General features: G+C 53.4%; 17 protein-coding genes and 1 pseudogene. 9 read left to right on the top strand and 9 right to left on the bottom strand.

Annotation, left to right across the window (positions count from 1 at the left end):
* Positions 1–38: 38 nt before the first annotated feature.
* The gene (locus HP564_RS03295; protein ID WP_371240140.1) at positions 39–953 is read right to left on the bottom strand and encodes a sugar ABC transporter substrate-binding protein; all 915 of its coding nucleotides are present in this window, start codon (positions 951–953) and stop codon (positions 39–41) included.
* Positions 954–1,227: 274 nt separating this feature from the next.
* On the opposite strand from HP564_RS03295, the gene HP564_RS03290 reads away from it, so the two are divergent.
* Positions 1,228–1,581: a DJ-1/PfpI family protein gene (locus HP564_RS03290; RefSeq protein ID WP_371240662.1), complete on the top strand. Its 354-nt coding sequence runs from the start codon at positions 1,228–1,230 to the stop codon at positions 1,579–1,581.
* A gap of 356 nt (positions 1,582–1,937) precedes the next feature.
* On the opposite strand, the gene HP564_RS03285 is transcribed toward HP564_RS03290, so the two are convergent.
* Positions 1,938–2,507, bottom strand: coding sequence for a DUF4142 domain-containing protein (locus tag HP564_RS03285; protein ID WP_371240138.1), 570 nt, complete (start codon positions 2,505–2,507; stop codon positions 1,938–1,940).
* Between the two features lie 629 nt (positions 2,508–3,136).
* Here HP564_RS03285 and HP564_RS03280 point away from each other — a divergent pair.
* Positions 3,137–3,823 carry a hypothetical protein gene (locus HP564_RS03280; RefSeq protein WP_371240136.1) on the top strand — a complete coding sequence of 229 codons (687 nt, stop codon included), beginning with the start codon at positions 3,137–3,139 and terminating at the stop codon, positions 3,821–3,823.
* 195 nt (positions 3,824–4,018) lie between these two features.
* Entirely contained in the window at positions 4,019–4,195 is a 177-nt protein-coding gene (locus HP564_RS03275; RefSeq protein ID WP_371240134.1) for a darcynin family protein, read from the top strand.
* Here the strand turns inward: HP564_RS03275 and HP564_RS03270 are convergent.
* Both HP564_RS03270 and HP564_RS03265 read right to left on the bottom strand, forming a co-directional pair.
* Positions 4,150–4,266 (bottom strand): annotated as a pseudogene (locus tag HP564_RS03270) (EamA-like transporter family protein); the annotation flags it as partial. The gene HP564_RS03275 and the pseudogene HP564_RS03270 sit on opposite strands and share 46 nt — an antisense overlap.
* 14 nt (positions 4,267–4,280) lie before the next feature.
* Positions 4,281–5,678, bottom strand: coding sequence for an amidohydrolase family protein (locus HP564_RS03265; RefSeq protein WP_371240660.1), 1,398 nt, complete (start codon positions 5,676–5,678; stop codon positions 4,281–4,283).
* A gap of 141 nt (positions 5,679–5,819) precedes the next feature.
* On the opposite strand from HP564_RS03265, the gene HP564_RS03260 reads away from it, so the two are divergent.
* Positions 5,820–6,707 (top strand): LysR family transcriptional regulator, encoded by an 888-nt coding sequence (locus tag HP564_RS03260; protein WP_371240658.1) that lies wholly within the window; start codon positions 5,820–5,822, stop codon positions 6,705–6,707.
* A 720-nt stretch (positions 6,708–7,427) separates the two neighbouring features.
* Here HP564_RS03260 and HP564_RS03255 read toward each other — a convergent pair.
* From HP564_RS03255 to HP564_RS03245, 3 genes are all read right to left on the bottom strand, one after another.
* A complete protein-coding gene (locus HP564_RS03255) occupies positions 7,428–8,144 on the bottom strand; it encodes an SDR family oxidoreductase (protein WP_371240132.1) in 717 nt (238 codons plus the stop codon).
* Positions 8,145–8,197: 53 nt separating this feature from the next.
* Positions 8,198–8,866, bottom strand: coding sequence for a peroxiredoxin-like family protein (locus tag HP564_RS03250; protein ID WP_371240130.1), 669 nt, complete (start codon positions 8,864–8,866; stop codon positions 8,198–8,200).
* Positions 8,867–8,933: 67 nt separating this feature from the next.
* Positions 8,934–9,566, bottom strand: a complete 633-nt coding sequence (locus HP564_RS03245; protein WP_371240128.1) for a glutathione S-transferase family protein — start codon at positions 9,564–9,566, stop codon at positions 8,934–8,936.
* 123 nt (positions 9,567–9,689) lie between these two features.
* Between HP564_RS03245 and HP564_RS03240 the strand changes: the two genes are divergently transcribed.
* The 3 genes from HP564_RS03240 to HP564_RS03230 all read left to right on the top strand — a co-directional run bounded on the left by HP564_RS03240 (position 9,690) and on the right by HP564_RS03230 (position 12,701).
* Positions 9,690–10,571: a LysR family transcriptional regulator gene (locus HP564_RS03240; RefSeq protein ID WP_371240126.1), complete on the top strand. Its 882-nt coding sequence runs from the start codon at positions 9,690–9,692 to the stop codon at positions 10,569–10,571.
* A gap of 123 nt (positions 10,572–10,694) precedes the next feature.
* The gene (locus HP564_RS03235) at positions 10,695–11,462 is read left to right on the top strand and encodes an enoyl-CoA hydratase/isomerase family protein (protein WP_371240124.1); all 768 of its coding nucleotides are present in this window, start codon (positions 10,695–10,697) and stop codon (positions 11,460–11,462) included.
* 45 nt (positions 11,463–11,507) lie between these two features.
* The gene (locus tag HP564_RS03230; protein WP_371240122.1) at positions 11,508–12,701 is read left to right on the top strand and encodes an alkene reductase; all 1,194 of its coding nucleotides are present in this window, start codon (positions 11,508–11,510) and stop codon (positions 12,699–12,701) included.
* Between the two features lie 294 nt (positions 12,702–12,995).
* On the opposite strand, the gene HP564_RS03225 is transcribed toward HP564_RS03230, so the two are convergent.
* Positions 12,996–13,976 carry an IS110 family transposase gene (locus HP564_RS03225; protein WP_371240120.1) on the bottom strand — a complete coding sequence of 327 codons (981 nt, stop codon included), beginning with the start codon at positions 13,974–13,976 and terminating at the stop codon, positions 12,996–12,998.
* Positions 13,977–14,677: 701 nt separating this feature from the next.
* Positions 14,678–15,097 (bottom strand): MarR family winged helix-turn-helix transcriptional regulator, encoded by a 420-nt coding sequence (locus HP564_RS03220; protein WP_371240118.1) that lies wholly within the window; start codon positions 15,095–15,097, stop codon positions 14,678–14,680.
* 198 nt (positions 15,098–15,295) lie between these two features.
* On the opposite strand from HP564_RS03220, the gene HP564_RS03215 reads away from it, so the two are divergent.
* Positions 15,296–15,880 (top strand): non-oxidative hydroxyarylic acid decarboxylases subunit B, encoded by a 585-nt coding sequence (locus HP564_RS03215; RefSeq protein ID WP_371240116.1) that lies wholly within the window; start codon positions 15,296–15,298, stop codon positions 15,878–15,880.
* A gap of 9 nt (positions 15,881–15,889) precedes the next feature.
* The gene (locus tag HP564_RS03210; RefSeq protein ID WP_371240114.1) at positions 15,890–17,317 is read left to right on the top strand and encodes a non-oxidative hydroxyarylic acid decarboxylases subunit C; all 1,428 of its coding nucleotides are present in this window, start codon (positions 15,890–15,892) and stop codon (positions 17,315–17,317) included.
* The last annotated feature ends 9 nt before the right edge of the window (positions 17,318–17,326 follow it).

The following is a 17,326-nucleotide window of genomic DNA, read 5'->3' as shown; positions in this document are numbered from 1 at the left end:
CCCCGGCGCTGGCCAGTCAAACCGGGTGACGCGTGTGGTTACCGACTCTTTTCGACATACTGTTGCATATTCTCTTTGGTCACCAGCTCAAAAGGGATCCAGACGTGTGAATCGACCTTTTCTCCTTTGATCATTTTCTGCGCCACCGCCACAGCGGCTTTACCCTGACCAATCGCATCCTGAAAAACGGTGACCTGTATTTTATTTTGCGCCAGAGCTTTCAGGCCGTCCGGCGTGGCATCAATGCCGCCTACCAGCACCTTCTTGCTGCTTTTTGCCAGCGCCATAGCGGCCCCGATGGCCATTTCATCATTGTTGGCAGCGACAATATCGATCGCTTCACCGTTGCCGAGCCAGTTCATCATCAGATCCATGCCTTCGTTACGCGCATAATTAGCCGGCTGCTTTTGCACCACCTTCATACCGGGGTATTTCGCCACTACCTGCTCCACGTCACGGGTACGTTGCAGCGCGCCAGCATCCGACAGGTTGCCGATCATGATGGCAACATTGCCTTTATAGTTGGCCAGTCTGGCCAGCGCTTCCATCTGTAACGTGCCCGATTCGCGCTCGTCAGAACCCACGAAGACAACTCCTGGCGGCAGCGTTTTATCACCCGGGGTGCGGTTGACATAGACCAGGGGAATGTGAGCCTGCTGAGCCAGTCGGGTGAGCTGAGGCGTGCTGGCAGAGTCCACCGGATCGACGATGATGGCGTCGACGCCGGCACTGATAAAACTCTGAACCTGATCGGTCTGGCGACCAACGTCGCCTCGTGCGTCCTCAAACTGCACGTCGAGCCCGCGCGCTTTGGCCTCTTTATCAATGGACTGACGGATGATGGTTAAAAAGTTTTGATCGAAGTAAGCCATCGATACGCCGATCTTCTCTGCCCAGGCGGTGGCTGCGCTGGCGAGCAGGCTGAGTAACAATACCGCTTTGACTATGTTCATCACAGGCTCCGGGAAATGTTTTGTCTGGAATGGTTTTTTCGTTTTGATCTTAAATGGCTTATTAAAATCATTTTCAGCCTACGAGGTCATTAAGATACTGACAATTGGCACAGCGGAAATTTGCTGTCGGGCGCACGCTTTGTCTGGCAAAGGGAAGACCGGGCAGGGCAAGGGATGGAATGTGCAGTCCCTGTCAGACTCATGACAGAAAAGAGCAGGGCTGGGTTAACCGTAAGCGCGCGGAATCCGTGTGGGAGTCTGGCCGCCCGTGCAGATGGCCGGGGGGATTCAGATTGTTTCCCGCTTCTGGCTGGACTCACTCAGTGAGGCGCAGACGATTATCATTCCCGGCTGGCGCGAGGGTGATGAGAGGCCGCCGCAGGCATTGCTGGACGCATCACGCGAGGCGCACCAGCGCGGCGCGCGCCTGCTATCAATCTGCTCCGGAGTATTTTTTATTGCAGCCACGGGCTTGCTGGGCGGAGAGCGGGCAACCCCCCCTAGCGACAGGCCGACGATCTGGCGATGCGCTATCCGGCAATTTCCGTGTACCCCAACCTACGCTGCGTCGACAGCGGCCAAATCATCACCTCAGCGGGCAGCGCAGCGGGTATTGATTGATGCCTGATTGCAGCTGATCCAGCACGATTACGGGACGCATATTGCCAGTCTCGTGGTGAGAAGACGGGTCATGGCTCCTCAGCGCGCTGGTGGACAGAGTCAGCTTATCCTGTCTCCGGTGGCGCTAACGCCGCGAGATGAGATTGCAGCAGTGCTGGCGTGGGCGAGGTAAAATTTGCCTGCCTGCCTGCCTGTCGGTCGGGCAAATGGCGCAACGGGTTCTTATTCTGAAAAACCCGCTGTTTCCAGTACGCTCTGGCCGTATGCCGAGAGGCGATAAAGGCGGGTGTGGGTAAAAGGTTGTTCAGAATTCACGGGGCATGCCCTGCTAAACAACCTCAACCGAACTGCGGGCAGACTCAGCTACATCGACATTGCCTGGGCATCTTTCAGGTGTTGCTCCACCACCGGGGTGTGCGCATCGGCCAGCGCCTTCACGTCGGGATCTTTAATCTTTTTGGCGTCGCTTTGCAGCTTTGACAGCACCATCTTATGGTCTTTTGTGCCGGCGTTTTCCATATACATCTTGTCAAACGCGTCGCCGCTCTGTTTTTCAAGGGTCGCGGCCATCGCCTGGTGTTCAGCATCTGGCGCTGAAGGCAGCCTGACGCCCTTTTGCCGGGCAACGGTCTCTACGTTAGTCAGCGCAGCGCTATGGTCATCAACCATCTTCTGCGCAAACGCCTTAACTTCGCTGCTCTGGGCTTTGGTCAGCGCCAGCCTGCCTGCGGCAACCTCATTGATATTGGCCTGTGCCATATCTTTCAGGGCTTTTTCGTCACCGGCAGTGAGTTTAGCGTTCGACCCGTGCTGGCCTGCGCTGTTACTCTGTGTGCTGCTCGCGGGCGTCTGAGCCTGCACGCCCGCGCTGACAGACAGGGCAAGCAGCGCTGACAGAGCCAGCAAATTTTTCAGGGTGTGTTTCTTTTGCATACTGTTCTCCAGAAATCAGGGGGGCCAGCGTCAGGTTATAAACCTGCGTAGCCTTGATATGGAAATGACAAGTGCAAAGATGAGTATAGTCAGCCAGCGCGATAAGAGCGCATTTTACATGCGGTTGCGTTGCGTCAGAGAAATATTTTAAGCGGACTGTTCGCCCGCGCTGAAATACTGGCTTTATGCTCTACCTGATGAACGCGTCAATAATGCGGCCTTAAAATAATAACTTTTTAGTTATTGATTATTAATGGTTTATTTTTATTTTCTCTTGCGGGAAAGGGAGGCGGTAAAATACGGCAGCGCACTCGCTTCGCTTGTTTTATTTGCGACACGGAAAATTGTAGCGGGGCTTTAATTGGCAGAGGCGATCAGGCGTTGTGGCGTCAGTTATTAAGGCGGTTGTACTGCTTAAATAAAGTAAACATAAAGGCGTCATAATCAGGGCTGTCGCAGGCAATAGTATGACACTGGGTAACTCGGGATACAGACAGAGAAAAAAACAGACGCGCGCTCATTTTTCTTTACTGCGGATGTGAGGTTAAGCTGACCCGCAGCGGGATATGACGGGTTGAAAAAGAAAAGTCGAGCCCGCCGGTATCGACACGACTGCAACGGGGTCCGCAATGAAAACAGCCAGTCTGGAAGAGATCTATTGTTCTGCCAGTAAGAATACGGTCGCGATGTGGGCGAAGAACGCTGGCATGGGTAAGCTGCGCGAAGCCTGCCGTTACCCGGCGGATAAACTCGCTCTTGCAACCGGCATACAGCCGCCCATGACCCAGCCTGTTCTGCATCTGACAGCTGAACTGCATCGGCTGACGCAGGATGATCCGCTTGCTGATGTTCAGCCAGCAAGCGGATTACACGTTACCTTCTTACCCCTGACGCAGCCCCTTTATCACTCTGAAGATGAACTGCCCGCAAATGTGGACCAGCTGGTGCACATCTGGCGGGCATTTCAGGCGAAAACGCTGGTGATTAGGCATCTGCGGCTTGTGGCCTTGCCCAGTCAGCTGCTGCTGGCGGGTATTCCTGAGCCTTCTGCTATCGCCATGCGCCACGCCTTTTGCGAAAAGGTGCTGGCTTCGCCATGGAGAGAGGCGCTGCTGGAGCGTCACAGCAACAGTCCGTTACCGGCACCGTTCTGGCACAGCACGCTGCTGCGCTATGGCGCGGATTTTCTCCCTGCCTACCTGCGTCAGTTCTTTTTTGACCGGCAAGACGTTGATTTCGGCGACGTTGCAGGCGACCTGACGTTTGCAAAGGTCAACTATAACTGGACAACCTGTTATCCATTCACGACGTGGTAGCGAATCCGATGATGCCCGGCCGCATACGGGCATCACCACCTGCCAGCCCTGTGAGCCACAGCGGTTGGCGTTTTACGCAGAGAGGTCGTGGCGCTTGCGTGAGGCAGGCAGCCATGCATAACAGAACGCAGACGGGTAAAGGCACCAGAGGGGCAGGGCGGCTGTAGTTATCCCTCTGCCTTAGCAGGACCCAGGATGGCCAGTTTACAATCGCCCTTTGAACCTGTCGTTACCGCCTTCATGCCGGTCAAGACCTCGCCTGAATGGCTCGGGTTCCCCGTCGATCGCCGCTTAAAGCTTCTGGCAGAGCATTTCACTCCGATCCTCAGGACGCTCGTGGCGAACGTCTCGCCAAATCCTTTTGCAGGCTGACTGTTCAGTGTCGTCTGCAGAGTAATAGCCAGACCTGCTGCAAAAGCTGTCACGTAATACATCGCGCTCATGCTGTTCGTCTCTGTCAGTTTGCCTGGGCCAGCGGCAGGAATTTTTCCGCAAAGATGTCGGGCTCATACCCTGCCGCTGCGAAAAGGTGTTTGCGTGATTCATCAATGGCGGCGCGAAGGTGTTCGCTGTCCACACCCAGCACTTTGCCGTTCTGCTTGACGATGCGCCCGCCGATCATCACGGTATCAATGTTGCTGCGTTCAGCAGCGTGCACCACCGTGCCAAACGCATTCCCGTCTGGATAGAGGTTGAGGTCAGCCACGTTGATCAGGATCAGATCAGCCTGTTTGCCTGGCGTCAGGCTGCCTGTTTTATCCTCCAGCCCGGCACAGGCCGCGCCATCCACGGTGGCCGATTTAAGCAGCTGCGCGGCAGAAAGGGTGGTCAGCGCATGCTCAGCATCACAGCACGGCGGCTGTTGCATACCCATCACGCGCTGCAGATAAAAGGCTACGCGCATCTCCATAAACATGTCGGTGCTGTAGGACGTTTCATTGTCCACGCTCAAACCGGGGTTGATGCCATGACGCTGCGCGGCCTCAAGGGCAAACATCCCGCTCTCAATACCGTAGTGGGCATCTGAGCGCGGGCAGACGTTTACCCGGACACCGGCTTCGCGCAGGATCTCCCAGCCTTTATCAGGCAGTGCCGTGCAGTGGTTAAAGATATTGTCCGGGCCCAGCAGACCCTGCTGATGCAGCGATTCAAGCTCGGAGGCCATTTCAGCACCAAAGAACTCGGTCACGATCGGCAGCCCCAGCCTGCGCGCTTCGGCCCACAATTCCGGCGCTGGCTGAGCCATGACGCCCAGAGTCACCAGACTCTCAGGATTATTTCGGAAATATTTTTCCTGCAGACGCTGCCAGTTGCCAGGCCAGTGCGCCTTATCCCATTCACCGGCCACCGGCGCGCCGGAAGCATGGATAGCGCGAATGCCGCTATCAAGCAGTGCCTCAACGGCGGCATCGGCGTGCGCTGCGGTACGGCTGTTGTGCGAGTTATCAATCATCATAGTGATGCCCGCGTCAATCGCGCCCAGCGCTGTCAGCAGATTACCAACATAGATATCTTTCGGGCGGTAATATCTGGCAAACGAAAAGTGCGTGGCGTTGCTGTAGTCGTTCAGACAGGTAGCGTTGGGGTTGAGGCGGCGCAGCTGACCTTCCCAGGCGTGACGATGAGAATCGACCATCCCCGGCATGGCAATCATATTTGTGGCATCAATGATGTGAGCGCCTGGCGCGTCAAGGTTCTGACCCACGGCGGTAATGGTTGAGCCGTTGATGAGAATGTCACCGCGCTCAATGTTACCGATGCTTTCGTCCATACTCAGCAGGGTTGCGCCGCGAATCAGCGTCACCTGTGGAATTTCTGTCTGATTGTTAACAATATTTCTGTTGTAATCGGCCATGGTAATCGTCTCTTTGAGGGTCAGAAGGGAAACCATACGCCTCATGATTAAGGTGAAAAAGATGACTAACGCGTTTTCATAATTCACAATTCCCGAATAATGATGGTTACAACGTCACACGATATTCAGGAGGGCAGTCAGGTGGATCGCATTCAGGCTATGCAGGTTTTTTTAAGGGTGGCTGAGGCCGGAAGCTTTGTCCGGGCTGCGGAAACACTGTCGCTGCCCTCCTCGACGGTAACCAGCACCATTAAAAACCTGGAGAAATATCTGCAGGTGCGTCTGCTCAACCGCACCACAAGGCGGGTCAGCCTGACTCCTGAAGGCCTGCAGTATCTGGCGCAGTGCAGGGAAATTCTGGCCTTAATTGAACATACTGAAGCCAGTCTGGCCGATGCGAACAGCTTGCCCCGGGGCCGTTTACGCGTTGACATGCCCGGCGGTATAGCGCACTTCATCGTGATGCCCAGGCTGAAACAGTTCTATAGCCGGTATCCTGATATTTACCTGATGACTGGCGTCAGCGACCGGCAGGTTGATCTGGTTCAGGAGGGTGTGGATTGCGTGATCAGAACCGGAGAGCTGCTGAGTTCCACGCTTGTTGCCCGTCCGCTGGGGAAGTTTCGCTGGATCACCTGCGCCTCTCCCGACTATCTCAGGCAGTTCGGTATGCCGCAGTCACCTGAAGATTTATCTCATCACCGGGCTATTCATTATTTTTCCGGGCAAAGCCGGCGCACAGACGAATTGCGTTTTGTGCAGGGAACAGAAACGCTGTCCGTATCCGTCAGGGGGCCGGTAGCCGTAAACGAGACGGGACTCTATATAAAAATGTGCCTCGAAGGGTTCGGACTGGCGCAGCTTGCTGAAAATGTTGTAGCAGAACACCTGCAAAAAGGAACGCTGGTTGAAGTCCTGGCCGACTGGCAGCCGCCACCTGTACCTGTCACGCTGCTTTATCCCCATCAGCGTTTTCTTTCACCCGCCGTACGTGCATTTGCAGACTGGATAGCTGAAATCTTTAGTTGATATAGCGGTTAAAGCCACCCGTTGCACATTAAAGGCAGCAGTCAGGAAGCCTGACAGCTACCGTGTTAAGTTCCGTGCTTATCGCTGAAAGTTACGTTTAACCCCCCCCTAAGCGTCAGCAGCAAGCTGCCGCCGCCAAGGCCCCAGAAATCACGCCCTTTACGTCGCAAGCGCCGTAAAGCCCGCTCACCGGGGTTGAAAGGGGTTACATACACTTCTTCATCGCTGAAAGTTGGTTTGGGCTAATCAGGGCAGGGGATGGATTCGTAGTATATATCAGTCAGAAACCGGCTACGCCGGGCTTACGGCGCCGATTGGCTTCTTAGCCATAAGTTACATTATCTGGCGCCTCCATGCCGCTCACGCGGCATTCAGGGGCAGGCTGCGCACTGCTCGCCCGCCTGAGTCGCGTCAAGTAGGTATTACATGATGTCCGCTGTGTGCCAGATATAGTCATTCGAACCCTGAGGGTTACACTTTTAAGTGATTCAGGGTATGCGCTTACTGGTTACGAATATTGTGCCAGAATCATGTGATCTGATGATTGCCGCTTTGCTTTCGAGCCAGTAAGTGCTCCACGTTCGCTAACGAATACTCAGGGCATGCAGATAAACTGCTGGCTATATTTCATTCGAAGGGCGTGAAGCGGACATATAAAAAGCGATTAAAAAAGTATGATTGAAGGCTGATTCAGCTAATGCCTTTTAAAATTTCAGGCGTTCAGAAAATTAAATTTCCTGTCGATGCACCGCCATCTACATACAGTGTCTGGCCCGTCATAAAGGCCGCATCATCTGACATCAGGAAAGCAATAGTAGCCGCGATTTCGTCTGGCTTGCCAAATCGCTTCATTGGCACCCCCCTGAGATACCGCTCTTCACCAGCGCTGCCTGGCGGGTTGTTCGCCCGAAACAGCTCCGTTTCGGTCGGCCCCGGCGCCACCGCGTTCACCGTAATACCTGTCTGAGCGAGTTCCAGTGCCCAGTTACGGGTGAAGCTGATCAGAGACGCTTTTGCAGCGGCATAAGCTGTCCGTTCTACACTGCCAAGCACCGTCAGGCTGGAAATATTAACAATTCTCCCCCAGCCCCGGTCTTTCATGCCGGCGAGAATAGCCTGTGTCCCCTGTACAGCGGGATAGAGATTAACACGTATAACTTCTTCAAAAGTTGCTAAATCTATGTCGCCAAGACGCTGTGGTTTAACCAGGCCCACATTGTTGACGATCCCGTCAAATGCGAATCGCTGAGTTAACTCCTCAAAGGTCTGTTGTGTTTGCCGGGCGCTGGAGAGATCTGCGCTGATTAAGGTGCCGGGGAAATCGTCCCGGGTACCTCGTGCTATACCTACCACCTCATGACCTACTGCGGCGAGACGGTGGGCAAGCGCCAGGCCGATGCCTTTACTGGCGCCTGTGATTAAAAATGTTCTCTTCATTTCTGACTCCGGTTAATGAGCTCTGCCATTTTTTGCAAGAGGTCACGATGAATTCACATACTACGGATGCGACGCAGCGAGGGCAGCATCTCTTCCGGCTCTGGCCGACGCGTGTAGTCGGGATTCACTTCAGCATAAATAATCGTGCCTCCCTGATCGATGACATAGCGGGCAGGCATAGGAAGCGTCCAGCTCTCGTCTCCGTTGAAAAGAGGCAGGTCGTTCTTCAGCTCTTTGTACAGTTCAACCAGATAATCCGGCAGGTTAAAACGCAGCCCAAAGGCGGCTGCCACGCTGTTGTGTGAATCAGACAGAATCGGAAAGCTGAGGTTATTCTGACGCACGGATTTACGGCTGTTAGCCGTCGTCTGTGGAGATATGGCGACAAGCGCTGCGCCCAGCGCCTGAAATGCAGGGAGTGCTTCCTCGAGCGACTGCAGTTCCATATTGCAATAAGGGCACCAGACGCCACGGTAAAAACTCAGCACAAGTGGACCTTTTAACAGCAATTCAGCAGAGGAAACAGCATGGCCCTGCGGATCGTTTAACGTGAACAGCGGCGCCTTATCTCCCGCTTTCAGCGCATGCGTAGCGGCGCCGGACTGAATCAGTTCATCGGTAGCGCGGCGCATGGTTTCGATCACCGAATGAGGGATTTTATAGGGGGGCTTACCTGCCTCAAAATCCGCCTTAAAAGCGTCAAGCTTTGCCTGCAGCATCATGATGTTTTCCTTCTGATGTTATTGGGGTGAATCTCTCAATGGCTAATGGTGGCCTTGCGGGATCCCCTTACTGGGGGACAAGCGCGTTTATGCGTTTAATGGCGCGCTGTACGGCTGGCCGTTTAACCATTTCATCAAACCAGCGAGCCACATTTGGCGTATTTTCAAGGCTCACCCCGGCGAACTCCCGACGCCACAGCCAGCCGAAGTGCGCAATATCAGCAATGCTGTATTCCTTTCCGGCAACAAACTGGCGGTCAGCCAGAAGGGTATCCAGCACCTTGAGGGTGCGGTCTGCTTCAGTAGTGAAACGCTGAATTGCCAGCGGCTGTGGTTCGGATGCCTGACGCTGGAAAAAACCTGCCTGACCGAATGCCGGTCCCAGCCCTGAAGCATGAAAGAACAGCTGCTCAAACACCCGTGACCTGGCCGGGCCTGAAGCCGGTAAAAGCTTCCCCGTTTTTTCAGCAAGATAGATAAGGATGGCGGCCGACTCCGTCAGTACCAGCGGCTCAGATAAGGCGTCAGTATCAACAAGCACAGGGACTTTGCCGTTGGGGTTTAAGGTAAGAAATTCAGCTGACTTCTGTTCCCCTTTACGGACGTTCACCGGGTGTAAAACATATTCAAGATCGAGTTCTTCGAGCGCGACAGGCACCTTGATGCTGTTGGGCGTGGCGAAAGCATAAATATCAATCATGGTCATCTCCTTGCTGAGAGGTTTGCCGGGCCAGCCCCGACAAGCTGAAAAGGATAATGGCTGGCACAACGCAGGAATGGTAGATATGCTCGCGGGATAATATCTATTCTTCGGAGGAATAAAATGGATCGCTTTCAGGCAATGGCCACTTTCATTCGGGTCGTGGATACAGGATCTTTCTCTGCTGCCGCCAGGCAGCTGAACGTGGGCCAGCCCGCGGTCTCTAAAATCGTTGCGCAGCTGGAGGCCCGGTTACAGACCCGTTTGCTGACCCGGTCGACCCACGGCCTGACCCCAACCGAGGCCGGGCAGCGCTTTTATGAGCGGGCGCAGGCCGCACTGCAGGAAGCCGAAGAGGCTGAACTGGCCGCCCGGGGAGCAGGAAAAGGGCTGTCCGGAAAGCTGCGGATTTCAGCCGCAACAACTTTCGCCCGGCTGCATATCATTCCCCGCCTCCCGGCATTCCTTGATGAGCATCCGGAACTGGATGTGGACGTGATCCTTGACGACAGGGTGATCGACCTGATTGCTGAAGGTATAGATGTCTCACTGCGCATGGGAAATTTGCCCGACTCGGGTGTCGTCGCCCGTAAGCTGGCGACGGGACCCCGTTCAGTGATTGCCACGCCGGGTTATCTCTCTAAAAGAGGTGAGCCGAAAACCCCGGCTGAGCTCGCAGAACATCAGGCAATCCTCTATAACCCACAGCCCAACCTCTGGTCATTCACCCGGCAAGGCGCGGTTGTGTCCACCGCCGTAAGCGGTCGCATTCGCGTCAGCGCTGCTGAAGGGCAGCGTGCGGCCGTGCTGAGTCATATGGGGTTGTGTATTGCCTCCGACTGGATGTTTGCAGAGGAATTAAGAAACGGAACGGTCCAAAAGGTGCTGACGTCCTGGCAGCTGCCTTCCATCGACCTGTGGGCCGTTTTCCCCAACGGCCGTCAGGCGAGCGCCAAGGCCCGGCAGTTTGCTGGTTTTGTCGAATCCGTCATGGCGGGAGAGTAAAACCCATCATTCTAAAAAGGAATAGCCGTTATCTGATTGAGAGGCGATCCCAATTCAACAGGAATGGAATATTGTTGTTTCACGGCCAGCCACTCTGGACTGGTATCAACAAGGATCGCCACCATGTCAATGTTTGAAACTTATCGTAACGCCTTTCCCAATGCCCGCCTGACCCGCAAAGCAAATGGCGTACTGGAGGTTAAATTTCACACCGCCGGTGAAAAACTGGTTTTCGATGGCTATACCCACGAGCAGTTCGTTGAGCTGTTCCATGCCATCGGCGAAGACCGTGAAAACCGCGCGGTGATCCTGACCGGTTCAGGTGACGCCTTTATGGACGCGATCAGTCCGGAAGGATTTGATTTCTTCAGCCCGGCAGGTTTTGACAAAATTCTGCGTGAAGGTAGAAAGGTGCTGAACAACATTCTGGATATCGAAGTTCCGATGATTACCGCGCTGAACGGCCCGGTACTGCTTCACAGCGAATATGCCCTGCTGACTGATACCATTCTGGCTACCCCGGAAACCGTTTTTCAGGACAAACCACATTTCGAATTCGGGATTGTCCCCGGTGACGGCGTTCACATTCTGTGGCCAGAAGTCATTGGCTCGATCCGCGGCCGCCACTTTTTGCTGACCCGTCAGGTGCTTGATGCGGAAACGGCGAAAGACTGGGGCGTGGTTAACGAAATTGTGCCCGCTGACAAGCTTCTGGCCCGCGCCCATGAAATAGCCGACGGGATTGCTGCTCTTCCGCCACTGACCTCGCGCTACACCCGGATTGCACTGACTCAGCGTCTGAAGCGTCTGGTAGATGAAGGGCTGGGTTATGGTCTGGCGCTGGAAGGCATCAGTGCTGCTCAGGTTGCCCACACCATGGGCCGGCAGTAAGACTATCGGATATTCATTCAGAATATTCAGCATCACGAATTCATTTTGATATTGCGCCAGAGCCTCCTGATGCGTGCTCTGGCTCACCGTGGGGAACATATGATGAAGACGTTATTATCACCCGTTACAGCAGGAAAACTGCAGCTGAACCACCGCGTCGTCATGGCGCCTACCACGCGCATGAGAACCAAGCAGGGCGGAGTTCCTGGCGACCTGATGACTGAATATTACCGCCAGCGAGCGAATCAAGGAGGGCTCCTTATCGCTGAAGCCACGGCAGTTTCGCCCTTTGCGAATGCTTATGAAGATGCACCGGGCATCTTTACTGACGAGCAACAGGCGGGATGGCAGCGCCTGGTGGAGGCCGTGCACGCTCGCGGCAGTCAGATCGTGCTGCAGCTCTGGCACCCGGGCCGTCAGTCATTGCCTGAACTGTCAGCAGGACATCAGCCCATCGCGCCTTCAGCACTCGTCGCCAGAGAGACCTATGGCGTGGTCAAAAACGAGCAAGGAGTCTATGAAGGCAGGCTTTTTCCCGTTCCTCGTGCTCTGGAACTGGATGAAATTCAGGGGCTCATGAAGGAATTGCGGCAGGCGGCCATTCGGGCCAGAGCCGCAGGATTCGATGGCGTAGAGCTCCATGCGGCCAACGGTTACTTACCCGAACAGTTTCTGCTGGATGGCAGCAATCAGCGCACCGACAGCTATGGCGGCTCCCTTGAAAACCGGGCGCGCTTTCTGCTTGAGTCCGTTGGCGTCCTGACTGATATCTGGGGCCCGGGACGCGTTGCTGTGCGCATTTCTCCGAGCGGTATATATGGTGATATGCATGACAGCGATCCGACAGCCACTTTCCGTTATCTGGTCGGACAGCTGAACCAGTTTGAACTGGCCTATCTGCATATTATCGAACCCCGCATCGTGGGACCGGAAGACAGGGAGGCGGGTTATTATGCGGAGCCGGTAGCCAGCCGCGATTTGCGCGCTTTTTATCAGGGGAAAATTATTGCGGCGGGCGGCTTCAAGCCAGAGGACGCCGAGAGTACGCTGCAAAAAGGCGAGGCCGATCTGATTGCTTTTGGTCGTCTGTTTACCTCAAACCCGGACCTTCCAGAGCGTATTCGAAACGCATTTCCTCTCGCTGCGTACAACCGTGACGCTTTCTTTGGCGGAGATGAGCGGGGTTACAGTGATTTTCCTGCTTACTCGCCGCTAGTCCCTAAAGACCTGCTGGTCTGAGTATACCACCTTCAAAAGTTAACTAAAATTCGGTATCCCCATGGAATGCCGAATTTCATATGAATGCTCTTCAGTTCAAATGTGCGTCCTTTCATACTCTGAATTGCTTCCGCTTTTCGCTCACAGCGGACATGTAACTCGCTTGTCTATAGTTCATATCTGCATTTTTGAGGCATTAGCTGGATACTACGGCTCAGAACTGCCGCAATTAGAAATTTACTGTTCACCTTAGTGCCATTGGGTATAAGGCGCAGGTTGTTTTGTGAACAATGCTTCAGTTACAAATTTAAATTCTTACGTAGCCGGCAAATTTTCAAAAGCTTTGCCGGAATGAAGCACGCCATAGCACCAGTGGATCAACTTCCGCATAACAGCCCCGATTGCCACCATTTTAGGTTTGCCACGCAGGCACAATTCTTCATAAAAGTTACGCATTCGCGTATTACATTGTCTGGCACAGAGCGCGGACATATACAGCTTCGCACGCAGCTGCGGAGGTCCAATTTTAGACATCTTAGATTTACCGCGAACGGAAGTGCCCGATCGTTTTTCCACGGGTACCACGCCAAAAAATGCGGCAGCCTGACTGGCAGACTCAAAATCATGACTACGCAGCACAACCAGCATGTTCATGCCCAATTGTGGGCCGACTGCAGGTATAGACGTCAGAAGATCATAATCAAGTTGCAGCGCTGCATGCGCTTTTATGTGAGTCTTTATTAACTGTTCCGTGACTTTTACTTCCTCCCGGAGAATTTTCACCATACGCAGGCAGGAGCTGATCACGTCAGAAGGCGTCTGCGTGCTCTGGTATTTTTCCAGCCGGTTTTCCTCACGCACGGCGTCGCTCAGCAATGCGTCACGCCTGCGGATAAGCGCACTGAGATGCCTGATTTCAGCAGAAGGCGGGAGCCAGCGGTGTGGCTTTTTCAGCAGCGCGTAGCAGGCCAGCATGTAGGCATCTACCTTGTCCGTTTTAGTCAGAATTCCCATACCTCTGGCAAAATCGCGGCTGCGGTGAGGATTTGCGAGAGAAACGTATGCGTCAGCTTCATGCAGCGAAAGAGCTAACCGTTCGTGATAAACGCCGGTTGCTTCCATAATAAGGTGAACGTCTTCCAGGCCACAGTGCTGCATTCGAAGCCAGCGGATGATATTAGCTGCTGCACTGCTGTCATTTTTTATCTTTTTGGTTCGTATACGACCCTTTATGCCATCATAGAGGATGCAAAGGTCGAGCGAGTCTTTACTTACGTCTATACCTACAGGAAACATTTTATTCTCCTCTCACATTGACCGTCACGCCTGTTCGCCTTGTACATTCGGAGTCATGCTCCCGGTAACCGTTCAACAAAATGTGCTGGCGTGAAAGGTGAAACGGAGGGCTGCAAGCTGTCAGGCAGGATCAGTAATTCAGACTGTCCTCAGGGAGGGGCCCGGCTCACTCCGCTTCGTGTGATGGTAGCTAATCACCACATAATGTTAGATACAAGGGAGAGGGGCTTTGTTTCGCGGATACGTGTATTCCGGAGCAGTGGCTTCCTGGAGAAAATGGCTGTACCCAACAATTCACCTCTCCGGTTGACAGGGGGGACGGCTAAGAGCGCCAGCCGCATCCCGGCACGCTTTTAACAGAAGAGCCTGAGTAAACTCTTTTCCAGGAGGTGAAAAACGGTCCTGATGCGCCATGGCAGAAGGGGCTGACAGGGCCGATAACGATAAGGCTGCCGGTCTAAAACTTTTTAAAAATTAACGTCGGCTTTTCGCTCATCGCGGACGTTACGTGATGCTGTTGTCTGCCATGTGCCAAGAGCGGAAGTCGCTAACAACAGTGGGTGTCAATTGTCGGGAGCAGGTCATGCTCACCAGGCGCTTTCCCTCGCGGTACCGGCACTCTGGTTCAGGGAAACGTTTCCTCTGCTCATGCTCTCAATAATGCAATGCCAGGCTGAGATTGAAGCCATGCTCGACTGAGGCTACAGATCTTTTCTCAGGAGGCCTTTAAGCATATCTACCAAGGTAATCTGTTCAGCATTGGGCAGTTTCTCCAGGAAATACGCATCAACCTTATCTGCCACAGGTTGAGCAGATTTAAGCATCTGTTCACCTTTGGCCGTAAGCGTGATAAACCGGCGGCGTTTGTCATTTTCCCCCTCTTTCCTCACGACGTATTCTTTGCTTTCCATTCTGACCAACAGTTCGGCCAAAGTTGCTTTGGTGCTTAGCGCAGCATCCATCAGCTCTATCTGTTCAATACCTGGCCTGGCATAAACTGCACAAAGAACGGCGTATTGTTGCTTGGTCAAATCAGGCAGCTCTTTTTGCCAGAGAGCCGTGTGCTCCTGCAGTAATTGCCTGAGTAAATGAAAAAAGATATTTCCCAGCTCCTTATTCATACTAATTCTCTGCCGTCCGTTACGTCCTCATAGATTTTGAATGATGGTAAACCATCGCCCACTCAACGCAACAGCGCATTTGATACCCCCGGTAAATAGTTATCAGGGTTATAGTCACGCAATAAATCATTTGTGCATTACAGTCGAAAGATGTAGCGTAAATATCGTTCGTATACGAACATATATTGGAGGGGTTGAATGAGATTAGTTGTGGGTATGACGGGAGCGACGGGTGCTCCATTAGGAGTGGCACTCCTCAACGTGCTTCGAACGATCCCGGATGTGGAAACACACCTGGTTATGAGCAAGTGGGCAAAAACAACTATTGAGCTTGAGACTCCCTATACCGTCCGTGAAGTTTTAGAACTGGCCGATGTCGTACACAGCCCTGCCGATCAGGCAGCAACTATCTCATCAGGCTCTTTTCACACGGACGGAATGATTGTTATTCCCTGCAGCATGAAAACACTGGCGGGGATCAAGTCTGGCTATGCAGACGGACTGATAGGGCGTGCAGCAGACGTCATTCTCAAAGAAGGTCGCAAGTTGGTTCTTGTGCCGAGAGAAACGCCTCTCAGCACCATTCATCTTGAAAATATGTTGGCGCTTTCGCGCCTCGGCGTGGCGATGGTTCCCCCTATGCCGGCTTTTTATAACCACCCAGCAGTTATTGATGACGTCATCAATCACATCATCACCCGGGTTTTGGACCAGTTTGGCCTTAAATTCCCGGAGGCGAAGCGCTGGCAGGGTCTTAACGTCGCTGAAAAATCAATCAATTAGGAGATAGCAATGGCTTTTGATGACCTGCGTAGCTTCCTGGCAGCACTTGAAGAGCAGGGACAGTTGCTTCGCATCGACGAAGAGGTACAGGCTGAACCGGACATTGCAGCGGCGGCCAATGCGACCGGTCGTATTGGTGAAGGCGCTCCAGCCATTTCTTTTCAAAAAATCAAAGGGTTTAAACACGCACACGTCGTGATGAACACGATTGGTTCCTGGCAGAACCATGCAATATCTCTGGGTCTTCCCCCTAATACTCCAGTTAAACAGCAAATCGATGAGTTTATTCGTCGCTGGGATACCTTTCCAGTCGCCCCCGTGCGCAAAGAAAATGCGCCATGGTCAGAAAACACCGTGGATGGAGAAGACATCAACCTGTTTGATCTTCTGCCACTTTTCCGCCTGAACGATGGCGACGGCGGGTTTTATCTTGATAAAGCCTGCGTGGTATCGCGCGATCCGCTTGACCCGGACCACTTTGGTAAACAAAACGTCGGCATTTATCGCATGGAAGTTAAAGGGAAGCGTAAGCTCGGCCTGCAGCCTGTTCCAATGCATGATATTGCCCTCCATCTGCATAAAGCAGAGGAACGTGGTGAAGACCTACCCATTGCGATCACCCTGGGAAATGACCCTATTATCACCCTGATGGGGGCTACACCGCTGAAATACGATCAGTCTGAATATGAAATGGCGGGCGCGTTACGTGAAAGCCCATATCCGATCGCTACAGCTCCTCTGACCGGTTTTGATGTTCCATGGGGGTCTGAAGTCATTCTTGAGGGTGTGATCGAAGGCCGCAAACGCGAAATTGAAGGACCCTTTGGGGAATTTACCGGGCACTATTCCGGCGGACGTAACATGACTGTCGTTCGTATTGATAAAGTGTCTTACCGGACGAAGCCAATTTTTGAGTCGCTGTATCTCGGCATGCCCTGGACAGAAATCGATTACCTGATGGGGCCCGCCACCTGTGTGCCTTTATACCAGCAGTTGAAAGCAGATTTCCCGGAAGTTCAGGCTGTGAATGCGATGTATACGCATGGGTTGCTCGCTATCATTTCGACGAAGAAGAGATACGGCGGATTCGCGCGTGCTGTTGGACTACGTGCGATGACGACGCCGCACGGCCTGGGCTACGTCAAAATGGTCATCATGGTCGACGAAGATGTTGATCCGTTCAATTTACCTCAGGTCATGTGGGCATTGTCCTCTAAAGTCAATCCTGCGGGCGATTTGGTGCAGTTGCCAAATATGTCAGTACTGGAGCTTGACCCAGGTTCCAGCCCGGCTGGCATTACAGACAAACTGGTCATAGACGCTACTACCCCTGTAGCCCCGGATAATCGTGGCCATTACAGCCAGCCGGTAAAAGATCTTCCCGAAACTGCTGAATGGGTAGAGAAACTGACAGCACTGTTATCAAATCGCAAATAAGGAACAAAA

Origin of the sequence: Pantoea sp. KPR_PJ (assembly GCF_041386365.1) — a bacterium.
Classification (GTDB): Bacteria; Pseudomonadota; Gammaproteobacteria; order Enterobacterales; family Enterobacteriaceae; genus Pantoea.
Note: the sequence above shows the minus strand (reverse complement) of the source record. Positions and strands in the feature narration are given on the sequence as shown.